This is a genomic window from Mesorhizobium sp. WSM3866 (genome assembly GCF_002294795.1).
Lineage (GTDB): Bacteria > Pseudomonadota > Alphaproteobacteria > Rhizobiales > Rhizobiaceae > Mesorhizobium.
On sequence record NZ_NSGC01000010.1, the window covers coordinates 213023 to 232622 of the forward strand.

At 64.2% G+C, this 19600-nt stretch carries 16 protein-coding genes, 1 tRNA gene, 1 pseudogene and 1 riboswitch; of the genes and pseudogenes, 11 read left to right on the plus strand and 7 right to left on the minus strand.

Features of this window, described 5'->3' with window-relative positions:
• Positions 1 to 2 precede the first annotated feature (2 nt).
• Positions 3 to 182 (minus strand): CbtB domain-containing protein, encoded by a 180-nt coding sequence (locus tag CK222_RS23040; RefSeq protein WP_095780832.1) that lies wholly within the window; start codon positions 180 to 182, stop codon positions 3 to 5.
• Positions 183 to 218: 36 nt separating this feature from the next.
• Positions 219 to 417, minus strand: a riboswitch (cobalamin riboswitch).
• Between the two features lie 70 nt (positions 418 to 487).
• Positions 488 to 1174 (minus strand): gamma-glutamylcyclotransferase, encoded by a 687-nt coding sequence (locus CK222_RS23045; RefSeq protein ID WP_095801971.1) that lies wholly within the window; start codon positions 1172 to 1174, stop codon positions 488 to 490.
• Between the two features lie 141 nt (positions 1175 to 1315).
• On the opposite strand from CK222_RS23045, the gene CK222_RS23050 reads away from it, so the two are divergent.
• Positions 1316 to 2515, plus strand: coding sequence for an aromatic ring-hydroxylating dioxygenase subunit alpha (locus tag CK222_RS23050; protein ID WP_095802022.1), 1200 nt, complete (start codon positions 1316 to 1318; stop codon positions 2513 to 2515).
• On the opposite strand, the pseudogene CK222_RS23055 reads toward CK222_RS23050, so the two are convergent.
• Positions 2484 to 3683 (minus strand): annotated as a pseudogene (locus CK222_RS23055) (MFS transporter). The gene CK222_RS23050 and the pseudogene CK222_RS23055 sit on opposite strands and share 32 nt — an antisense overlap.
• 226 nt (positions 3684 to 3909) lie before the next feature.
• Here CK222_RS23055 and CK222_RS23060 point away from each other — a divergent pair.
• Both CK222_RS23060 and CK222_RS23065 read left to right on the plus strand, forming a co-directional pair.
• A complete protein-coding gene (locus tag CK222_RS23060; RefSeq protein WP_067329215.1) occupies positions 3910 to 4911 on the plus strand; it encodes a DUF1624 domain-containing protein in 1002 nt (333 codons plus the stop codon).
• On the plus strand, positions 4908 to 5387 hold the full coding sequence (locus CK222_RS23065; RefSeq protein ID WP_067329213.1) for an isoprenylcysteine carboxylmethyltransferase family protein: 480 nt from the start codon (positions 4908 to 4910) through the stop codon (positions 5385 to 5387). Before CK222_RS23060 ends, CK222_RS23065 begins: the two co-directional genes overlap by 4 nt.
• A gap of 204 nt (positions 5388 to 5591) precedes the next feature.
• Here CK222_RS23065 and CK222_RS23070 read toward each other — a convergent pair whose 3' ends face one another.
• Together CK222_RS23070 and mgtE are read right to left on the minus strand one after the other, a co-directional pair.
• Complete coding sequence (locus CK222_RS23070; RefSeq protein WP_040969921.1) at positions 5592 to 5978, minus strand: MerR family DNA-binding transcriptional regulator; 387 nt, start codon at positions 5976 to 5978, stop codon at positions 5592 to 5594.
• A gap of 144 nt (positions 5979 to 6122) precedes the next feature.
• Positions 6123 to 7541 (minus strand): magnesium transporter, encoded by a 1419-nt coding sequence (mgtE, locus tag CK222_RS23075; RefSeq protein ID WP_067329211.1) that lies wholly within the window; start codon positions 7539 to 7541, stop codon positions 6123 to 6125.
• A gap of 391 nt (positions 7542 to 7932) precedes the next feature.
• Between mgtE and CK222_RS23080 the strand changes: the two genes are divergently transcribed.
• The 7 genes from CK222_RS23080 (at position 7933) to CK222_RS23110 (ending at position 16768) form a co-directional block, all read left to right on the plus strand.
• The gene (locus CK222_RS23080; RefSeq protein WP_095802023.1) at positions 7933 to 8556 is read left to right on the plus strand and encodes a response regulator transcription factor; all 624 of its coding nucleotides are present in this window, start codon (positions 7933 to 7935) and stop codon (positions 8554 to 8556) included.
• 122 nt (positions 8557 to 8678) lie between these two features.
• Positions 8679 to 9869, plus strand: coding sequence for an aminotransferase class V-fold PLP-dependent enzyme (locus tag CK222_RS23085; RefSeq protein WP_095778527.1), 1191 nt, complete (start codon positions 8679 to 8681; stop codon positions 9867 to 9869).
• Between the two features lie 10 nt (positions 9870 to 9879).
• A complete protein-coding gene (locus tag CK222_RS23090; RefSeq protein WP_095801972.1) occupies positions 9880 to 10842 on the plus strand; it encodes a CoA ester lyase in 963 nt (320 codons plus the stop codon).
• 17 nt (positions 10843 to 10859) lie between these two features.
• Positions 10860 to 12047 carry a malate--CoA ligase subunit beta gene (locus CK222_RS23095; RefSeq protein WP_067001218.1) on the plus strand — a complete coding sequence of 396 codons (1188 nt, stop codon included), beginning with the start codon at positions 10860 to 10862 and terminating at the stop codon, positions 12045 to 12047.
• 13 nt (positions 12048 to 12060) lie between these two features.
• Positions 12061 to 12960 (plus strand): succinate--CoA ligase subunit alpha, encoded by a 900-nt coding sequence (gene sucD / locus CK222_RS23100; RefSeq protein ID WP_067001220.1) that lies wholly within the window; start codon positions 12061 to 12063, stop codon positions 12958 to 12960.
• 88 nt (positions 12961 to 13048) lie between these two features.
• On the plus strand, positions 13049 to 14017 hold the full coding sequence (locus CK222_RS23105) for a D-glycerate dehydrogenase (RefSeq protein ID WP_095801973.1): 969 nt from the start codon (positions 13049 to 13051) through the stop codon (positions 14015 to 14017).
• Between the two features lie 66 nt (positions 14018 to 14083).
• Positions 14084 to 16768: a phosphoenolpyruvate carboxylase gene (locus tag CK222_RS23110; RefSeq protein WP_095801974.1), complete on the plus strand. Its 2685-nt coding sequence runs from the start codon at positions 14084 to 14086 to the stop codon at positions 16766 to 16768.
• A gap of 146 nt (positions 16769 to 16914) precedes the next feature.
• On the opposite strand, the gene CK222_RS23115 is transcribed toward CK222_RS23110, so the two are convergent.
• Positions 16915 to 16999: transfer RNA gene (locus tag CK222_RS23115), tRNA-Leu, on the minus strand.
• 240 nt (positions 17000 to 17239) lie between these two features.
• On the opposite strand from CK222_RS23115, the gene lipB reads away from it, so the two are divergent.
• Positions 17240 to 17983, plus strand: a complete 744-nt coding sequence (gene lipB / locus CK222_RS23120; protein ID WP_067329200.1) for a lipoyl(octanoyl) transferase LipB — start codon at positions 17240 to 17242, stop codon at positions 17981 to 17983.
• A 10-nt stretch (positions 17984 to 17993) separates the two neighbouring features.
• On the opposite strand, the gene CK222_RS23125 is transcribed toward lipB, so the two are convergent.
• Complete coding sequence (locus tag CK222_RS23125) at positions 17994 to 19115, minus strand: site-2 protease family protein (protein WP_245433195.1); 1122 nt, start codon at positions 19113 to 19115, stop codon at positions 17994 to 17996.
• Between the last annotated feature and the right edge of the window lie 485 nt (positions 19116 to 19600).

Sequence of the window (19600 nt, forward strand, 5' to 3'; positions counted from 1 at the left end):
CGTCAGTGGCAGGGAAAAGCCATCGAGTGACGATAGTCGTGGGCAGCGTTGTGGACCGCATCGATGTGCGAGAAGCCGACAAAACCGACGACGAAAATGCCGAGCAGCGCGGCGAGAGCCAGCTGCATGATGCGCGACTGCGAGGAGACGGAGGCGCCGAGGGAGACGGAAGCGGTATTCATGTCTTGTCCTTTCGCCCTCCACCCGAGGGCATCGAAGTCAACTTTCCTGTCGCCGGCAGGTCTCCTGGCTCGCGGATTCGCACCCTTCCCCACCTTCCCGAGGACAAACCTCAGTGGTCTATGGAGAGGACTACCGCACACAGTTGCGGGGGCAGCCACGGCTTAGGGCAAAGACTCCACCCTCACCGCATTCCCTCTTGGCTCCAAAAACGGAACCGACGACGCCAGCGACTATAGGCAGAATCGTCGCGACCGGCAAACCAAATTCCGTCACGCCGCAGCGTGATTGCGGCACCGGTTTCGGACTAAGATCCGGCGATCCGCTCGGCGACGAGCTGCTGCAATCGCCACAAATGGCGGTCGTGAATACCGCGCTGTTCGAGGTTCTTCACCGTGTTGTAGAGATAGTCGGCGCCTGAACCCCAGTGGCCGCACGAGGTCGCCAGCCTTTCGACCACCTCGTCTTCGTTGAGTGGGCCGGCATAGGTCGTGCCTTTGCGATTGATGACGAAGGCAAGCGCTCTCAACGGCCCCTTGTCGGTTGCGAGTTGCAGCAGGCGCGGCCGGTAGCTGGTCGGCTTCAGCGTCATCTCGCGGCGAAAAAGCCTGTCCAGCGCCTGCCGGCGGTCACCACCGTTCAGGCGGAAAGCAACGCCCTTGCATTGGCCGCCACGATCCAGCGCCATCATCAGCCCGGGCCTTTGCTTGGTGCCGCGCCAGCGCGTCATCTTCATGCAGAAGGAGCGATGCCAGCCGCGTGCCACGGCGACGCGCTCCTCGACATGCTCAATCTCGGGCTTCCAGATCAGCGAGCCGTAGCCGAACAGCCAGAGAGGCTCGGTTGCAGGTAGCTCGGCCTCGAATGCATCCAGCATGGCTTCATAGTCGCTGTCCACGAGATGCTCGGCATCCGGGTCGGGCCCCGGGTCATCGACCGCGCGAAAACAGCGGGCGACCAGTTCCACGGTCAGCGACATCGTTCTTGCAGGCATACTTTGCAATCCTGGGCAGCCGGCGAAACCGCAGGCGATTACGAAGTGACCTTAAGGGCAGCACCCGCAAGCGACAATGGCCGCGCAATTGACAACGGTCCTGCCCGGGTGTCGGCTGTCATCAGCCAAGGGGAGCCGCTCATGCAGCCAAATCCTAGCGAACACAGCCGCTACAATGGCCTCACCAGCCTCGAGCCGACGTTGCCTGCAAGCGCCTATCGGGAAGCCGACGCTTACCGGCTCGATCTCGAAGCGATCTGGTATCGGAGCTGGCTCATGGTTTGCCGCGAAGCCGATCTCGCGGAACCTCTTGCCTTTCGAACCGCGCGTATCGGCTCGCAGCAGGTCGTCGTGCTGCGCGACGAGACCGGGAGCTTGCGCGCCTTCCACAACACCTGCCGGCATCGCGGCTCGCAGCTCTGCCAGGAAAGCGAAGGGCGGCTGAAGGCAAGGCTGCTCACCTGCCCCTACCACGCCTGGTCCTATTCGCTGCGCGGCGATCTCGTCCGTGTCCCATCGAAATCGCTGCCCGAAGGCTTCGACAAGGACAATTATCCGCTCTACGGGGTGGCGCTGTCAGTGTGGCGCGGCTTCGTCTTCATCAATCTCGCAGTGGAGCCCGATGGCTCGGCGGAAGCCTCCTTCGACTCCGCCTCCCGCGATCTTTCGAACTGGCCGCTGGAGACGCTCGTCCCCGGACACCGGCTCACCAAGGTGATGAACTGCAACTGGAAAATCTTCTGGGAGAACTTCAACGAATGCCTGCATTGCCCTGGCGTACACAAGGACCTGTCGCGGCTGGTACCGATCTATGGCCGCGGCCTGATGGCGAGGCATGACGATCCGGAATGGGCGCGCTATGCGGATAATGATGCGCCGGAGTTTTCCGGCGGCCTGCGCGCCGGCGCCGAGACCTGGTCGCGCGACGGACGCGTCCATGGACCGGTCTTTGCCGGGCTGACGCCGGCCGAGCGAGCCGCCGGCCAGACCTACGCTACCTCGGTACCCTCGATGTTCGTCGTCGGCCATGTCGACTATGTCCGCACGGTGCGTCTCGCCCCGCTCGGGCCGGAGCAGACGGAACTCACCGCCGAATGGCTGTTCGCGCCCGATGCCCTGGCACAAACCGATATCGACAACATCGTCGCCTTCGGCACCCAGGTGCTGGAGGAGGACGCCGCGATCTGCGAGATCAACCAGAAGGGTCTGCACTCGATCCGCCACCAGGCCGGCGTGCTGATGCCCGAGGAGTACGATTTGCGCCGCTTCCACGAGTGGGTGCGTGGGCGCCATGCGGCGTTGCAGCCGATCAAAACGACTTCGGCAGATAGCGCCAAGTGAAGAAGCCGCAGAAGGCGGCCAACAGGCCGAGCGTGGCGAACACCGAGCCGAGACCGAAGAAGGTCAGCACCACCGAATAGACCAGCGGCGGCGTCAGCTCGGAAAAATCGAGATAGGTTCGATAGACAGCTGCCATCTGCGCCCTTTCATAGGAACGCACCGACCGCATGAAGGCGGTCGAGCCCAGCGCGTCGAGCGCGATGGTGAACAAGGCGCCGCAGAGCAGGAAGGCGGCGGTGAGCAGCGGCGCGGCGGCGCCGACGCCGCCGGCCGCGAAAAGCATCGCCGCCATGGCGAAATAGGCGAAAGCCATGGTCCGCTGACCGCCGAAGCGCTTTCCCGCCCTGCCCCAGAAGATCGCCATGAACAGAAGCGCATTGCCTGCCGAAACCAGCAGCCCGCCGGCAAGCTTGCCCTCGCCCGTGATCACCATGAACAGCGGGCCATAGACGAAGAAGGTCGTCCAGAAACACGAGCGGCCGAAGGCGATCAGCCACGCGAGGCGCAACCGCGGCTGCGCGACGAAGCGGCCGATATTGGCGAGCGGGTTGATCGGACGGCTCTTGCCGGGACGGATCGAAGGGTTGTCGCCCAGCCGATAGGTCCAGAACAACGCCAGCAGCGCCAGCGCGAAAGCCACGACTGCGCCGTGCGCGGCATAAATCCCGAAGCGCGTATAGAGGAAAATGCCGAGCGTCGGTCCGCCGGTCCAGGCAAACATCGACCAAGCCATGCGCAGCGATTCCGCCTGCATGAAGTCGGTCTTGCGGATGTGGTCCATGATGTAGAGGTTGAGCGTGATGGACAGCGCGCTCGCCCCCATGACGCGGCACAGCATCCCGGCGAGTTGTCCCGGCAGCGTGTGGGTAACGAAGAACACCGAGCCGATCGCCAGCATCAGTCAGCCGGCCGTGTAGATCCAGCGCCGCGCGAAGCGGCGGATCAGCATCGGCATGAACAGCGTCACCGACAGCCCGAGCAGCGACACGATGGTGTAGAGGATCGAGACGATCTGCTCATTGTGCAGGATCTCGTAGGCCTGAATCGGGATGACGCTGGAGATGGTGGCGCGAGCAAAGGATTCGACCGCATAGAGCGAAGCGAAGGTGCGCGCATCGGCGGGCCTGAGAGCCGGAAGCCAGATCGGATGGCGCACATGGGTGGACATCGGCCCTCCGAAAAGTGAATCGCTCGCCAAATCTGGCCGGACCAGTCGCGGACCGGTAGCAGGAAACCGACTCCGAGAGGCCGAAAAGCGAAGCCGGCCAGAGGCTTTCCGCCGCTGGCCTAAAGCGGCTTGCCATGCCGCCTGAATGGCAGCAGCCGATCCACCCTCTGTTGTTCGCCCGAACCGTGATAGTCGTTTGGCACGACTGAATCGGATTGCGAGATCAATGACCCTTCAGACGACCGGCGTCGCCGTTCAAGACGCGCCGAAACACGGCCGCATCGTCGCCATCGACGTCCTGCGCGGCATCGCGCTGATCGCGATGGCGAGCTATCATTTCACCTGGGATCTCGAAAACTTCGGCTACACCTCGCCGGGCCTCACCGCCTTTGGTTGGTGGAAGCTCTACGCCCGCTGCATCGCCTCGACTTTTCTGTTCCTGGTCGGTGTCAGCCTTTTCCTCGCACATGGCCGCCATATCCGCTGGCCTGGCTTCTGGAAGCGCTTTGCAATGGTTGCGATTGCGGCGATCGCCATCTCGGTCGTCACCTATATCGCCACGCCGGACGGCTTCATCTTCTTCGGCATCCTGCACGAGATCGCGCTGGCAAGCCTGCTCGGCCTGGCTTTTCTCAGGCTGCCGACATTGCTGACGGCGATCGTCGCCGCGGCCGTGATTGCGGCGCCCTATTATCTGCGGTCGGAAGTCTTCGACCATCCGGCGCTGTGGTGGGTCGGACTGTCGCCGACCAACCCGCGCTCGAACGACTATGTGCCGCTGTTTCCATGGTTCGGCGCAGTGCTTGCCGGCATCGCGGTCGTCAAGCTCGCTTCGGCATCCGGGCTTCTCGCCCGGCTGGCGACCTGGATGCCCGGCCGCTGGTCGACCCCGCTGACTTTTATCGGCCGGCACAGCCTCGCCTTCTATCTCATCCACCAGCCGCTTCTGTTCGGCGCGGTGTGGCTGTTCTCGCAGGTCATGCCGGCCGCGCCACAAGACAAGGACGCTGGTTTCCTGTCGGCTTGCCAGGCGCAGTGCGAACAGCAACGGGACAGCAAGTTCTGTTCCAGCTATTGTGGCTGCATGCTGGACACGCTGAAGGGCGAAGGGTCTCTCGACAAGCTCTACAGCAACGACCAGTCCAGCGCCTGGAAATCGCATCTGGCCGATCTGGCGAGCACTTGTACCGCCGCGACCGAGGACGAGATGGAAGGAGGGCAGCAATGACAGGCATCGCAAAGCCCGGACACGGGATCATCCCCTGGCCACCTGTGATCTATGTCGTGGCGATCGCACTGAGCGTCGTGCTCGGCATGCTCTACCCGCTGCCCTGGATCGGGGACATATTCGGCGCTATCCTCGTCGGCGCCGGCTGGGTAGCGCTCTTTGGCGTGGCAGCGCTCTGGGTTACCGCGATCCGCGCGATGGTGCGCGCCAGGACGACGCTCAATCCCAATGCCGAGCCCGACCATCTGGTGACATCGGGGCCCTTCGGCATCACCCGCAACCCAATGTATCTCGCCAATACGCTGCTGTTGATCGGCGTCTCCTTCATCACCGGTATCGTATGGTTCCTGCTGTTTGCCTTCCTCGCTGCCTTCGCGACGCAGAAAATGGCGATCGAAAAGGAGGAAAAGATACTGGCGGCAAAGTTCGGCAAGAAATACCGCGATTACGCCAAGCGGGTCCGGCGCTGGATCTGAGGCTGTATCGACAATGAAGGTTGCTGGGTGCGAGCAGGCCCGCACCTCGGCGATTAGCAGAAGCATCCGTGACATCCTAGGGCGAAGCAAGCCGCGACGCCGCTTCGCGGCTGCTCCGCCGTGGGATGACGAAGTTCGAAAGCTCCGGCCAATCTCGAACGTCTGCGACGGTTAGCCTAGCTGAATTCTTTGGCTGTCAGCGGGCTACGTGTTCACGCCCAGCTCCGCCAACCGCTCCACGCAGGACTCCTCGGCCTGGTCGAGCTCGGCAAGCGTCTCCTCGAGGTCGCGCCGTTTCTGGCGCAGGTCCTCGCGCTTTTCCTCGATGCGCTTGATCATCAGCTTGAGCTGGCCGACCTCGCCGGGCGGTTCCTTGTACATCTGGATGATTTCGCGGATCTCGGCGATCGAGAAGCCGAGCCGCTTGCCGCGCATGATCTGGCGGATCAGATGCCGGTCGGACGGGCGAAACAGCCGCGTGCGCCCGCGCCGGATCGGCTGCACCAGCCCCTCGTCCTCATAGAACCGCAACGTCCGGGTGGACACGTCGAATTCGCGCGTCAGCTCTGTGATCGTGTAATATTCCCGCATTCTCGCTCCCACGCCCAAACGTCCAGGCATCGCCACGCAGAAGCGTCGCCCTTTCTCCGATCAACCCCGTCTGTGCCGGAATCGGCATCTGACCCCAGGGCAACGTCGCACGGCATTTACGTAAAAGTCAATTATAGCACTGTCTCAGGGAACGCCAAACCACCACGTGGCCAATCCGAGGAATGCAAAGAAGCCGACGCAGTCGGTGACGGTCGTGACGAAGACGGCGGAGGCTACCGCCGGGTCGATCTTGAAGCGGTCGAGCAGCAGCGGGATGAGAATGCCTGCCAGGGCCGCCGCGAACATGTTGATGATCATCGCCGCCGCAATAATGCCGCCCAGGTTGGGGTCGTGGAACCACAGTCCAGCAACCATGCCGATCAGCACCGCAAAGACGATGCCGTTGATGAAGCCCACTCCCACCTCACGGCGGATGATCCGGGCGGCGTTGTAGATGTCCAGATCCCTGGTCGCCAGCGCCCGCACCGTGACGGTCATCGTCTGCGAGCCGGCATTGCCGCCCATGCCGGCAACGATCGGCATCAGCACAGCGAGCGCCACGATATGCTCGATGGTCTGGTCGAACAGGCCAATCACCGAGGCCGCGAGAAACGCCGTGACCAGATTGACGAGCAGCCACGGCACACGCGATCGCGAGGTCGCAAGCACGGTGTCGGATAGCTCTTCGTCGCCGACACCGCCCATGCGCAGAAGGTCCTCCTCGGCCTCCTGCTGGATGACGTCGACCACGTCGTCGATGGTGAGCACGCCGACCAGACGCTCGTTCTCGTCGACCACGGCGGCCGAGAGCAGGTCGTATTGCTCGAATTCCCGCGCCGCCTCTTCCTGGTCCATGGTGGCGGGGATGGCATGGCGCGTCTCATGCATCACCTCCTCGACCTTCACCGCGCGCTTGGTGCGCAGGATCTGGTCGAGATCGATGGCACCGAGCAGTTTGAAGCTCGGGTCGATGACGAAGATCTGGCTGAAGCGATCGGGAAGGTTCTTGTCCTCGCGCATGTAGTCGATCGTCTGGCCGATGGTCCAGAACGGCGGCACGGCGACGAACTCGGTCTGCATGCGCCGGCCGGCCGTCTCTTCCGGATAGTCGAGCGCGCGCCGCAGCCGGATGCGCTCGGTGAACGGCAGTTGCGACAGGATCTCGTCCTGGTCCTCCTGGTCGAGGTCTTCCAGGATGTAGACGGCGTCGTCGGAATCAAGTTCCTGCACCGCCTGCGCGATCTGCTCGTTGGGCAAATTGTCGACGATGTCGAGCCGGATCGCCTCGTCGACCTCGGTCAGCGCCGAAAAGTCGAAATCCGAGCCAAGCAATTCGACCAGCGCGCGGCGCTGCTCGGGATGGAGTGCTTCCAGCAGATCGCCGAGTTCCGACTGATGCAGGTCGTCGACTTCGCGTTTTAAGATGAGCGTGTCGCGATCGGCGATGGCCGCGCCGATCTGCGCAAGGAAGGCAGAACGGACGGCGCCGTCCTCGCCATAGATGTCGGCGCCGCCTTCCTCGACGGTCCTGGCGCCGGTCGTCTCTCTGTCCTGGCCTTCCACCAGCGCCTCCCGCCAACAGCAATCCGGAAAGGGTGTGAATCAGGTCTAGAGCATGAGTCCGAAAAGTGGAAACCGCATTTCGGGAAATCCGATGCTTATGCGGCAGATAGGGTCGAGACACGATTCGTCCTGAGAAAATATAGCCGTAGCGCGCGGAATATTCAGAGAAATGTCCCCGCGACGCCTCCCGGTAAAGGCGGGTCGCGCCGCATTTGCGGGTTCAGCCGCCGCGACAGCGCATGTCGCTGCGGAAAGAGCGCCCTTTTGCTGTTGGGGCAGAATTGCCATGATGCAGGTCCAGGTGGATCGGCAAGCGCGAGATCGACAGGACAATCGGCAGGCCTTGAACCTCAAGTCCCGGAAAACGAACGAAGCAGTTGGCGAGCAGCGCGTGCGTGTTATCGTCGCCGAGCGCAATCCGCTTGTCGTGTCTGCGCTTCGCGAGATGCTGGAATGCGACGGGCGTTTCGAGCTGTTGAGCTCCGTGCCGAGCGGCAAGCAATTCCTGGAATTGGCGGCGAACACCAGGTTCGACGTCGCCGTCATCGGCTGGAAGCTCGCCGACATGGATGGCGCCGATGTCCTGGCGGAAATCCAGAACCGCAAGCTCGACCTGCGCATCACGGTCTTTTCCAATGATCATGACATCGGCATCCTGAAGCAGTGCGTGCGGCTCGGCGCCCAGGGCTATTGCTTTCAGTTCGACGATCCCTTGATCATATTCGAGACGATCCTGGCGGTCGCGCATGGGCGGATCTGCATCCCTTACATCGACATCAACAAGGTCAACGATACGCCGCTGTCGCAACTCACCGTGCGCGAGCGCGAATTGCTTGCGGTGCTTTCCGATGGCTGGACCAATCTCCAGATCGCGACCCGCACCGGGATCTCCGAGAACACGGTGAAGTACCATCTCAAAAATCTTTACGACAAGCTTGACGTGCGCAACCGCGCCATGGCTGTCGCGCTCTATGCCAACGAGAAGCGACGCGGCTCCAAATCGCCTTTCGGGTAGGCGGATCGGGTAGGCTCGACCTACCCGCGCGTGGCGACAACTTACCCGGCAAGGTGTTGTCGCTCGGCGCCATCGACATGAAACTTCCTCCAGCATCCCAAAAACGCAGGAGGAGTTTGCGCATGGCCGGGTTTACCCATCTTTTCATCCCTGGACCCACCAACATTCCTGAAGAGGTCCGGCAGGCGATGAACCTGCCGATGGAAGACATGCGCGCCGCCTCCTTCCCCAATCTGACGCTGCCGCTGTTCGAGGACATCAAGAAGGTTTTCAAGAACGAGACCGGCCGCGTCTTCATCTATCCGTCGTCCGGCACCGGCGCCTGGGAAGCGGCGATGACGAACGTGCTCAACCCGGGCGACCGGGTGCTGATGTCGCGCTTTGGCCAGTTCTCGCATCTGTGGGTCGATATGGCCGAGCGCCTCGGCTTCGACGTCGACGTCATCGATTGCGAATGGGGAACCGGCGTCCCGCTCGACCTCTACGCCGAAAGGCTGCGGGCGGACAAGTCGCACCAGATCAAGGCGGTCTTCTGCACTCAAAACGAGACCGCGACCGGCGTTACCAGCGACGTCGCCGGCTGCCGAGCGGTGCTCGATGCGGTGAACCACCCGGCGCTCCTCTTCGTCGACGGGGTCTCGTCGATCGGCTCGATCGACTTCCGTCAGGAGGAATGGCGCGTCGACTGCGCGGTAAGCGGCTCACAGAAAGGTTTCATGCTTCCCGCCGGCCTCGGCTTCCTGTCGGTCAGCAAGAAGGCGCTGGCGGCGTCGCGAGTCGCGACCCACCGGCGCTGCTACTTCTCCTTCGATGACATGATCCGCGCCAACGACGCCGGCTATTTCCCCTACACGCCCGCCACGCAGCTGCTGCGCGGCCTGCGCGCCTCGCTCGACCTGATCGCCGAGGAAGGGCTGGAGAACATCTTCGCGCGCCACCATCGCCTGGCCGAAGGCGTGCGCAAGGCGGTCGACGCTTGGGGGTTGAAGCTGTGCGCCAAGGCGCCGCAATGGCACTCCGATACGGTGAGCGCGATCCTGGTGCCGGAAGGCATCGACAGCGGCGACGTGGTCAAGCGTGCCTACCGCACCTATCAGACATCGCTCGGCGGCGGCCTCAACAAGGTCTTCGGCAAGGTCTTCCGCATCGGCCATCTCGGCTGGCTGAACGAGGTGATGGTCTGCGCCTCGCTGTCGGCGGCCGAAATGGCGCTGCTTGATTGCGGCGTGCGCCTGGCGCCGGGCTCGGGCGTGGCGGCTGCGATCGAGCATTTCCGGCGCACGGCCGCAATGCCGGTCGCCGAGGCGGCGTGAGGAACGGACGATGAGCCACACCATCAACCACCTCAAGAAGCTCAGGCTCCAGCGCAGCGAGCTGGCGGTTCCCGGCTCCAGCCCGGAAATGATCGACAAGGCGGCGAACAGCGCCGCCGACTTCGTCTTCCTCGACATCGAGGACGCGGTGGCGCCGCCCGACAAGGAGCGCGCGCGCAAGAACATCATCCAGGCGCTGAACGACATCGATTGGCGCGCCAAGGGCAAGACCGTGTCGGTGCGCATCAACGGCCTCGACACCCACTACATGTACCGCGACGTGGTCGACGTCATGGAACAGGCCGGCGACCGGCTGGACACTATCCTGGTGCCGAAGGTCGGCGTACCGGCGGACCTATATATGGTCGAGGCCATGGTCAACCAGATCGAGATGGCCAAGGGTTTCAACACCCGGGTCGGCCTCGAAGCGCTGATCGAAACCGCGCTCGGCATGGCCAATGTCGAGGCGATCGCCGCCACGCCCGGCCGGCTCGAAGCGATGCATTTCGGTGTCGCCGATTACGCCGCCAGCAACAAGGCGCGCACCGTCAACATCGGCGGCCTCAACCCTGACTATCCCGGCGATCAGTGGCATTTCGCCCTGTCGCGCATGACTGTCGCCTGCCGCGCCTATGGCTTGCGCGCCATCGACGGACCGTTCGGCGATTTCTCCGACCCCGAAGGTTACACAGCAGCCGCCAGGCGCGCCGCCGCACTCGGCATCGAAGGCAAATGGGCGATCCATCCCTCGCAGATCGCTCTGGCCAACGACGTCTTCTCGCCGCCGCAAAAGGAGGTCACGCGCGCCCGCCGCATCCTTGAGGTGCTCAAGGAAGCGGAGGCGCTCGGCAAGGGCGCGGCGGCGCTCGACGGCAAGATGATCGACGCTGCCTCAGAACGCATGGCACGCAATGTTCTGGTGGTGAGCGAGGCGATCGAGCGCGCCAGCCAGACGCATAGCGCAGCGCATTAGATTACCGGGAGGACAAGATGGACATTCACGAATACCAGGCCAAGGAACTGCTCGCCCGCCACGGCGTGCATGTCCCGCGCGGCGGCCTTGCCTACAGCCCCGAGCAGGCGACCTACCGGGCGCGCGAGATCGGCGGCTCGAAATGGGTGCTGAAGGCGCAGGTCCATTCCGGCGCGCGCGGCAAAGCCGGCGGCATCAAGCTCTGCTCCAACGACGAGGAGATCTCCAACGCCGCCGAGGGAATGCTCGGCCGCAAGCTGGTCACTCAGCAGACCGGCCCGCGCGGCAAGCTGATCTCGCGCCTCTATCTCGAGGAAGCCGTCGACATCGCGCAGGAGCTCTATCTCGGCTTCGTGCTCGACCGCAAGGAAGAGCGCGTCATGATCGTGGCATCGGCCGCCGGCGGCATGGAGATCGAGGACATCTCCGAAAAGAAGCCGGATTCCATCATCCGCGCCACCGTCGATCCGGGCGTCGGCATGCAGGGCTTCCAGGCGCGCGAGATCGCCTTCGGCCTCGGACTTGAAAGCAACCTGATCGGCAAGGCCACCGAGACCATCCTCGGCTGCTATCAGGTGTTCCGCGACTACGACGCCTCGATGCTGGAGATCAATCCGCTGGTGGTGACCCGCGACGGCAGCCTCGTCGCGCTCGACGCCAAGATGTCGTTCGACGAGAACGCGCTGTTCCGCCGCCCGGAAATCTCGGAACTGCGCGACAAGAGCCAGGAAGACCCGCGCGAGACTTTTGCGAGCGATCGCGGTCTCTCCTATGTCGGGCTGGACGGCAATATCGGCTGCATCATCAACGGCGCAGGCCTCGCCATGGCGACGATGGACATGATCAAGATCGCCGGCGGCGAGCCCGCCAATTTCCTCGACATCGGCGGCGGCGCCTCGCCCGAGCGGGTGGCGAAATCCTTCCGCGCCGTGCTCGGCGACAAGAATGTCGAGACCATCCTGGTCAACATCTTCGCCGGCATCAACCGGTGTGACTGGGTCGCCGAAGGCGTCATCAAGGCGATCCGCGAGGTCGGCGTCGACGTGCCGCTGGTGGTGCGCCTCTCCGGCACCAAGGTCGAGGAAGGACGCAAGATCCTGGCCGACTCCGGCGAGGCGGTGATCGTCGCCGACACGCTGGCCGAAGCCGCCGAAAAGGCCGTCGCCGCCTGGCGCGAAGCCACCAAGAACAAGAAAGCAGCCTGAGGGAGGTCGAGAAATGGCAATCCTGCTCAACCGCAGCACGCGCGTCATCGTCCAGGGTTTCACCGGCAAGATCGGCAGCTTCCACGCCGACGACATGAAGCGCTACGGCACCAAGCTGGTCGGCGGCGTCACCCCCGGCAAAGGCGGCCAGACGCATCTCGGCCTGCCCGTCTTCAACACCGTCAAGGGTGCTGTGCGCGAGACCCGCGCCGAGGCGAGCATCGTCTTCGTGCCGCCGCCCTTCGCCGCCGATTCGATCATGGAGGCGGCGGACGCCGGCATTAAGCTTTGCGTCTGCATCACCGACGGCATCCCCTCCCAGGACATGATGCAGGTGAAGCGCTACATGCGCCGATACCGCTTCGAAGACCGCATGCGGCTCGTCGGCCCGAACTGCGCCGGCGTCATCACGCCCGGACAGGCGCTGATGGGCATCATGCCCGGCAGCATCTATCTCCCCGGACGCGTCGGCATCGTCGGGCGCTCGGGCACGCTGGGCTACGAGGCCGCCTCGCAGATGAAGGCGTTGGGGATCGGTGTGTCGACCAGCGTCGGTATCGGCGGCGATCCGATCAATGGTTCGTCCTTCAAGGATATCCTTCAGCTCTTCGAGCGCGACGAGGACACCGACGCCGTGGTGATGATCGGCGAGATCGGCGGACCACAGGAAGCCGAAGCCGCGATCTGGGCGCGCGACAACATGCGAAAGCCGCTGATCGCCTACATCGCCGGGCTCTCGGCGCCGAAGGGCCGCCGCATGGGCCATGCCGGCGCCATCATCTCCGCCTTCGGCGAGTCGGCGCAGGAAAAGGTCGAGATCCTGAAAGACGCAGGCGTCGTCATCGTGCCGACGCCTGCCTCCTTCGGCGAAGTCGTGGCTGATACGCTGGCGCGGACCAAGAAGGCGGCGTGACGGCCGGGCCACGGCCGCATACTCGCCAAAACGTGAAGTCTGGCCGGCGCAAACGTCGCGGCGGCCCGTCGACCAGCAGGCAAGTTCGATGAAACCGCGTTTGATTGTCACCCGCAGATGGCCGGCCGCCGTCGAAGCGATCCTCGCCGAGCGCTTCGACACGACGTTCAACCCCAGCGATACGCCGCTGAGCCCTGCCGCGATGACTTCCGCCTTCGCGCATTTCGACGCGATCCTGGCGACGGTCAGCGACCGCTTGCCGGTTGCGCTATTTCCCGAGAACGCCGCCCGCACCCGCATCATCGCCAATTTCGGCGTCGGCTTCAGCCATATCGATGTCGCGGCAGCCCGCGACCGCGACATCGTGGTGACCAACACGCCTGGCGTGCTGACGGATTGCACCGCTGACCTTGCGCTTAGCCTGATGCTGGCCGTCGCGCGCCGCACCGGCGAAGGCGAGCGGCAGCTGCGAGCCGGAGAGTGGCGAGGCTGGTCGCCGACCCACATGGCCGGGGCAAAAGTGTCGGGCAAGACCTTGGGTATTGTCGGCATGGGGCGCATCGGCAAAGCGACGGCCAGGCGCGCGCATTTCGGCTTCGGCATGAAGATCGTATTCTTCAACCGGTCGCCGGTCGATGATGACGAGACGCGCGCTATGGGCGCGGAGCAGTTGCCGACTTTGGACGATGTGCTTACGGCATCCGATTTCGTCTCGCTGCACTGTCCGGGCGGCGTGGAAAACCGCCATCTCATCGATGCTCGAAGCCTGGGGTTGATGAAACGCGGCGCCTTCCTGATCAACACCGCGCGCGGCGACGTCGTCGACCAGGATGCCCTGATCGGTGCACTGCAACGGCGCGAGATCGCAGGTGCAGGTCTCGACGTCTTTGCCGACGAGCCCGCCGTTCCGGAAGCGCTGAAGCAGTTGGAGAACGTCGTGCTGTTGCCGCATCTCGGCAGCGCGACCGAGGAAACGCGGGTGGCGATGGGCATGAAGGTGGTGGAGAACCTGACCGCCTTCTTCGAGGGCCGCCCCGTCCCCGATCGGGTCGCCTGACAGCCGGCGCCGCCCTCCATTCAAGGCGCTGCTGCAGTTGCAATCGATGCAGCCGAGGAAAGCGGTTTGGAACAGAGCAGACGCATCAAATTTCGCGAGGACGAGCGCAGCCTCCTGTTGCGCCTGCTGCTTCAGGTCGCAAGCGCTCGTGAGCCCGAGGTCGCCGCCGTTCTGAGCGGGCGTCGGTCGCTTGTCTCGCTTGCCGCGGAACAGCGCATCCCGGCGCTTCAGGCGAGCGGCGTGTGGTTCCAGTTGCTGACGATTGCCGACGAGTTGCTTGCCATGCGGGCGCGGCGCGAACTCGAACAAGGCGCGGGCGCCGACGAGGTGCCCGGGTCCTTCGCCAGCGTGGTCGCGCAGATGGCGGCGAACGGCCGCTCGGCGGGGGAAGTCCAGGCCACGCTCGATGAGCTATGTGTCGGGCCGACCATGACCGCGCACCCCACGGAGGCCAAGCGCGTCACGGTGCTGGAGATCCATCGCCGCATCTATCGCAAGCTGACCGAGCTCGACCAGCCGCGCTGGGCGCCGCGCGAACGCGACCTGTTGGTCGCCGATCTGGAAAGCGAGATCGAGCTTCTGTGGATGACGGGCGAGCTGCGACTTGAGCGCCCGACGGTCGAGGGCGAAATCGCCTGGGGCCTGCACTTCTTTCGCGAGGTCATCTTCGAGGCAACGCCGCAGCTCTACGGCAAGCTTCAAGGCGCGTTCGAGCGCCACTATCCGGGAGAGCCGATCAGAATCCCGTCCTTCATGCGCTATGCCTCGTGGATCGGCGGCGACCGCGACGGCAATCCGAATGTGACGGCCGCAGTCACCGCTCATGCCCTGGCCGAATACCGCAATACTGCCATGGGCTGGTATCTGACGCAGGTGCAGCGGCTGGTGACGGTGCTCAGCGCCAGCTCCAACGTCATCGACCTGCCGCCGGGCTTTAAGCCGGTGCTGCAAACGGCGCTTGATAAAAGCGGACAGGCGCAAGCGATTGCCGCCCGCAACCCCGATGAACCGCTTCGCCAATTCGCTTCGGCCATGCTTGCCCGGCTGGCGGCGACGCGCGACGGCGGCACGGCGGCATATCTCTCGGCGGAAGCGTTTCGTGCCGATCTCAACGCACTGTCTTCCGTTCTCGAAGCGATCGGTGGGCGCGCGGTCGCCAGGCGCTTCGTCCAGCCTCTCATCTGGCAAGCCGGAAGCTTCGGCTTCCGTACGGTCTCGCTCGACATCCGGCAGAACTCCACGGTCGTCAACCGGGCGCTGGCCGAGCTGCTTGCGCTGATAGATCCCGCGGACCCGGTCGCACCCGGCACGCCGCGATGGTCGGCGCACCTCCGCTCAAGCCTCAGCCAGGGCGAGCAACCGGAGATCGACGCAGGCCGGCTCTCGCCTGAGGCGGCCGAACTGCTTTCGACATTCTCTGTCATCGCCAGGCACAATTCGGGCGCGGATACCGACACCGTTGGCTCGTTCGTGCTCAGCATGACCCGCTCGGCCGACGACCTGCTCGCGGTCTATCTGCTGGCGCAATATTGCGGACTTTCGACCGCCCCTGGTAGTAGCGGCACGATCAGGCTGCGCATCGTGCCATTGTTCGAGACCATCGCCGATCTGCAGGCCGCTCCTGCCGTCCTGAATGATTTGCTCGGCGTTTCGCTGGTGCGGCGGACTGTGCGCGATTTTGGCGCGCGCCAGGAAATCATGCTTGGCTATTCGGATTCCAACAAGGACGGCGGCTTCCTCGCCTCCAATTGGGAACTGGCGAAAGCGCAAAAGCGCCTTGCCGCGATCGGGCGCAAGCACAAGGTCAGGATCAGTTTCTTTCACGGTCGCGGCGGCTCCGTCAGCCGTGGCGGCGCGCCGACCGGCCGGGCGATCGCGGCGCAGCCGGCGGGCACTGTCGCCGGCAGGATGCGGGTAACCGAGCAGGGCGAGGTCGTTTCTTCGAAATTCGCCAATCGCGGCACCGGCCTCAACCAGCTCGAGGTTCTCGCCGCCGGCGTTCTGGCCCACAGTGTCGGATCGCCCGCTGATGTCGGGCCGAAGGAAACGCCGGAGTTCGACGAAGCGCTCGAGGCTCTGGCGGGCATGTCGCAGGCATCCAATGCCCGGTTGATGGCCGAGCCCGGCTTCCTCGATTATTTCAACCAGGCGAGCCCCGTTGCGGAACTGGCGCTGCTGAAGATGGGCTCACGGCCGGATCGCCGTTTCGGCGCCAGCGGCATTGCCGACCTGCGCGCCATTCCATGGGTGTTCGCCTGGAGCCAGAACCGTCATCTGTTGACCGGCTGGTATGGCATCGGCAGCGCGCTGAACGCCTTCGTCACGGTGCGCGGCGAGGCCGGGCGCGAGCTTCTGGCCCGCATGTTCGAGCGCTCGCGCTTCTTCCGTCTGATCGTCGACGAGGCCGAGAAGACGCTCTACCAGTCCGACATGGAGATCGCGCAGCTCTACGCCGGCCTGGTAGCCGACGCCGATGCAGCTTGGCGAATCTACGGCCGCATCGGAGCCGAATACGAGCTGACGCGACGCCTGATCGGTGACCTCACCGGCGGCGATCTTTCCGCGCGCTTTCCGATGTTCAAGCGGCGTTTCGACAATCTGCGGCGACAGATGGACGACATCCACCGCCTGCAGGTCGATCTGCTGCGCGAGGTTCGGACCAGTCCCGGCACGGCGGATCGAAGGCGGACGACCGACGCCCTGCTCGTCTCGATCAATTGCATCTCGGCGGGCCTTGGCTGGACGGGATAGGCCCGGTTTTTTGTCAGAACTGAAGGGCTTGAAACCCAAAGCGGCGGTGCGGTCCTCAGGATCTGGCGCCGCTTTTGTTTTGGCCCGCAGGACGTCGGACGCGCCACCTCACGGGCTCATCCAAGCAATGCCTTTTTGGGGGAGAATGGTGCGGTCGAGAAGACTCGAACTTCCACGGGTTGCCCCACAGCGACCTCAACGCTGCGCGTCTACCAATTCCGCCACGACCGCACGTGGTAGGAGCCGGAACCGTCCGGCCCGGGGCCTGTAGCAAATCGTTTCCGGCGAAACAAGGGTGCCGTGCGGAATATTCGCTAATGCATGTCGCCCAAAAGTGCATGACGGTTTTGGGAGAACGACATGCATCAGACAAAGCTCCTGGCGCAATGCTCCACAGCCTCGACACGGGCCGGCCGAAACTGGACGTTTCAGCCAATTGCCGCCATATGAGGGGAGCATCGAGAAAGTTCCATGACAGAACGCAGCCAGATCGCCACGTCGTTCCTGCCCCTTCCCGGTTCGGCGCCGGTCGAGTGGGTCATCGAGCCCGGCCTGACGTCTTATCCCGACGCGCTCGCCTTCATGGAATCGCGCGCCGAGGCCATCCGCAATGGCGCTGCCGGCGAGATGGTCTGGCTGGTCGAGCATCCGCCGCTCTACACCGCCGGCACCAGCGCCCGTATCGAGGACCTCATCGACCCTGACCGCTTTCCCGTCTTCGCCGCAGGACGCGGCGGCGAATACACCTATCACGGCCCCGGCCAGCGCGTGGCCTATGTCATGCTCGACTTGAAGCGCCGGCGCGAGGATGTCCGCGCCTTCGTCGCCGCGCTCGAAGAGTGGATCATCGGCACGCTTGCCGCCTTCAACGTGCGCGGCGAGCGCCGCGAGGATCGCGTCGGCGTCTGGGTGGTGCGGCCGGATCGCCCTGCCATGCCTGACGGCAGGCCCGCCGAGGACAAGATCGCCGCCATCGGCATCAGGCTCAGGCGCTGGATAAGCTTTCACGGCATTGCCATCAATGTCGAGCCGGAGCTTTCCCACTTCGGTGGCATCGTGCCCTGCGGCGTTTCGGACCATGGCGTGACCAGCCTCGTCGATCTCGGCCTTCCGGTCACCATGGCCGATCTCGATCTCGCGCTGAAATCCGCCTTCGAGGACGTGTTCGGGCCTGCCGCGGCCCCGGTCGCCGAGCCGGCCCGAAAGGCAGGGTAATCCGGCGCGGCTACATCAGTTGCGCGGAGGCCCAGAGCACGCCATAGCCGTGAATGGAAAAGACCGCCAGCAGCGCGCCGGCCATGGCTAGGCGATCGAAGGCGTGGATCGGCTTCAGCTCGTGACGCGGTTTCACGCCGCTGCCGACCGTGAGCAGGCTGAGGACCGAGAACACCGCGCCGGCGACGAGCAGAAAGCTTGGCGAGAAGCCGGCGCGCCAGCCGAGCGCCAGCAACGCGAACAGCAGCAGGAAGGAGGCCAGCGCCAGCGCGATCGGGCCCGGGCAGATTTGGCGCAGCACTTGGCCGCCGTCGAATTTCCACACCGGCACCAGATTGGCGATGTTGAACAGCGACGCGCAGCCGGCAAGCGTCGCCAGCAGCACTGCCGCCGGGCGGTGTCCTTCGCTGCCGGCAAGGCCGCTGGCGGCGATCAGCAGAGGCACCAGGAAAGCGGAGAAGCCCGCACCCATCAGCGCCACGAAGGCGACCTCGAAGCGGCTGTCATACGGCCTGCCGCCCATGGCGATACCGCCGAGCAACGGAATGAAGATCATGCGCACCCGGCGATGCCCCGTCAGGCGGAATGCCGCCATGTGGCCAAGCTCGTGCAGCGCCACCACCGAAGTTAGGATGACAGCCAGCGCCAGTCCCCCGAGGTTGAGGCCGAAGAACGGCCACAGGATGAAGGCCGAAAGCACGGCAAAGCCTATCTGGCTCACCGGATGCTCGAACCAGCCGCCCCTGCGATACGTTCCGGTTCTCGCCCAGACCTGCAACTTGGCGAGCTCGCGGCGCATGGCGAAGTAGCGGAAGATCAGGAAGGCGACACCGCGATAGCGGTCGGTTTGCGTGAGCGTAACGCGCGTCGCATCGCCTTCGGGCGCGAGCGCGGTGGTTTCGCGATAGTCGGCCCAGAACGAGGGATCGAGAGCCGTGTCCTCAACGACTCGCATCGAGAAACGGCTGCCTTCCACCACATCGTCGAGCCGCGCCTTGCGTTCGATCGGCCGCCCGTCGCGCCCTTCCCAGGACAGTTTGATCAGCGCCGTCCCCTCGCCGTCCAGCGGTTCGACGGAAAGGATTTCACCCGACCAGCCGGCGTCGCTGCCGAACGGCCACAGCGCCTGCACAGGCGATTCCGGTCAGCCTCGATCACGCGGCTGACCGTAACCGTGCGCAGCCCGAGCGGCACCGTCATCAAGAGAAAGATCAGCTCGAGATTTCCGGCCACGAGTGTGACCGTGGCGATGACCGACACTGCCCTTGCTCCCTGTTTTTGCGAGCCAAGCTAGCGGGGGTGCGGCCAAGAAAAGCTTAACAATGGGCGAGCTCGTGCCCGTCCCAAACAGAGAGCGGACCCTTCGTCCGCCCAAGGGGGCGGCCGCCAGCCGCCTGCTCACATGGCGCCAATCCAGATCGCCATGGAAATGAGAAAGGTGCTCATGCAGACCAGCGAGACGACATCCTGAACCAGATCGGCCATAACTCTCTCCTGTTGTTAATATGTTCGCAATTTGTTCTAATTTTGTTCGAATGTCAACGATCAGCCGAGAGGCATGCTGGCGAATTCAGGCGATCCGTTTGCGCACGGTTAAGGAAAGGTTGACGAGACGAT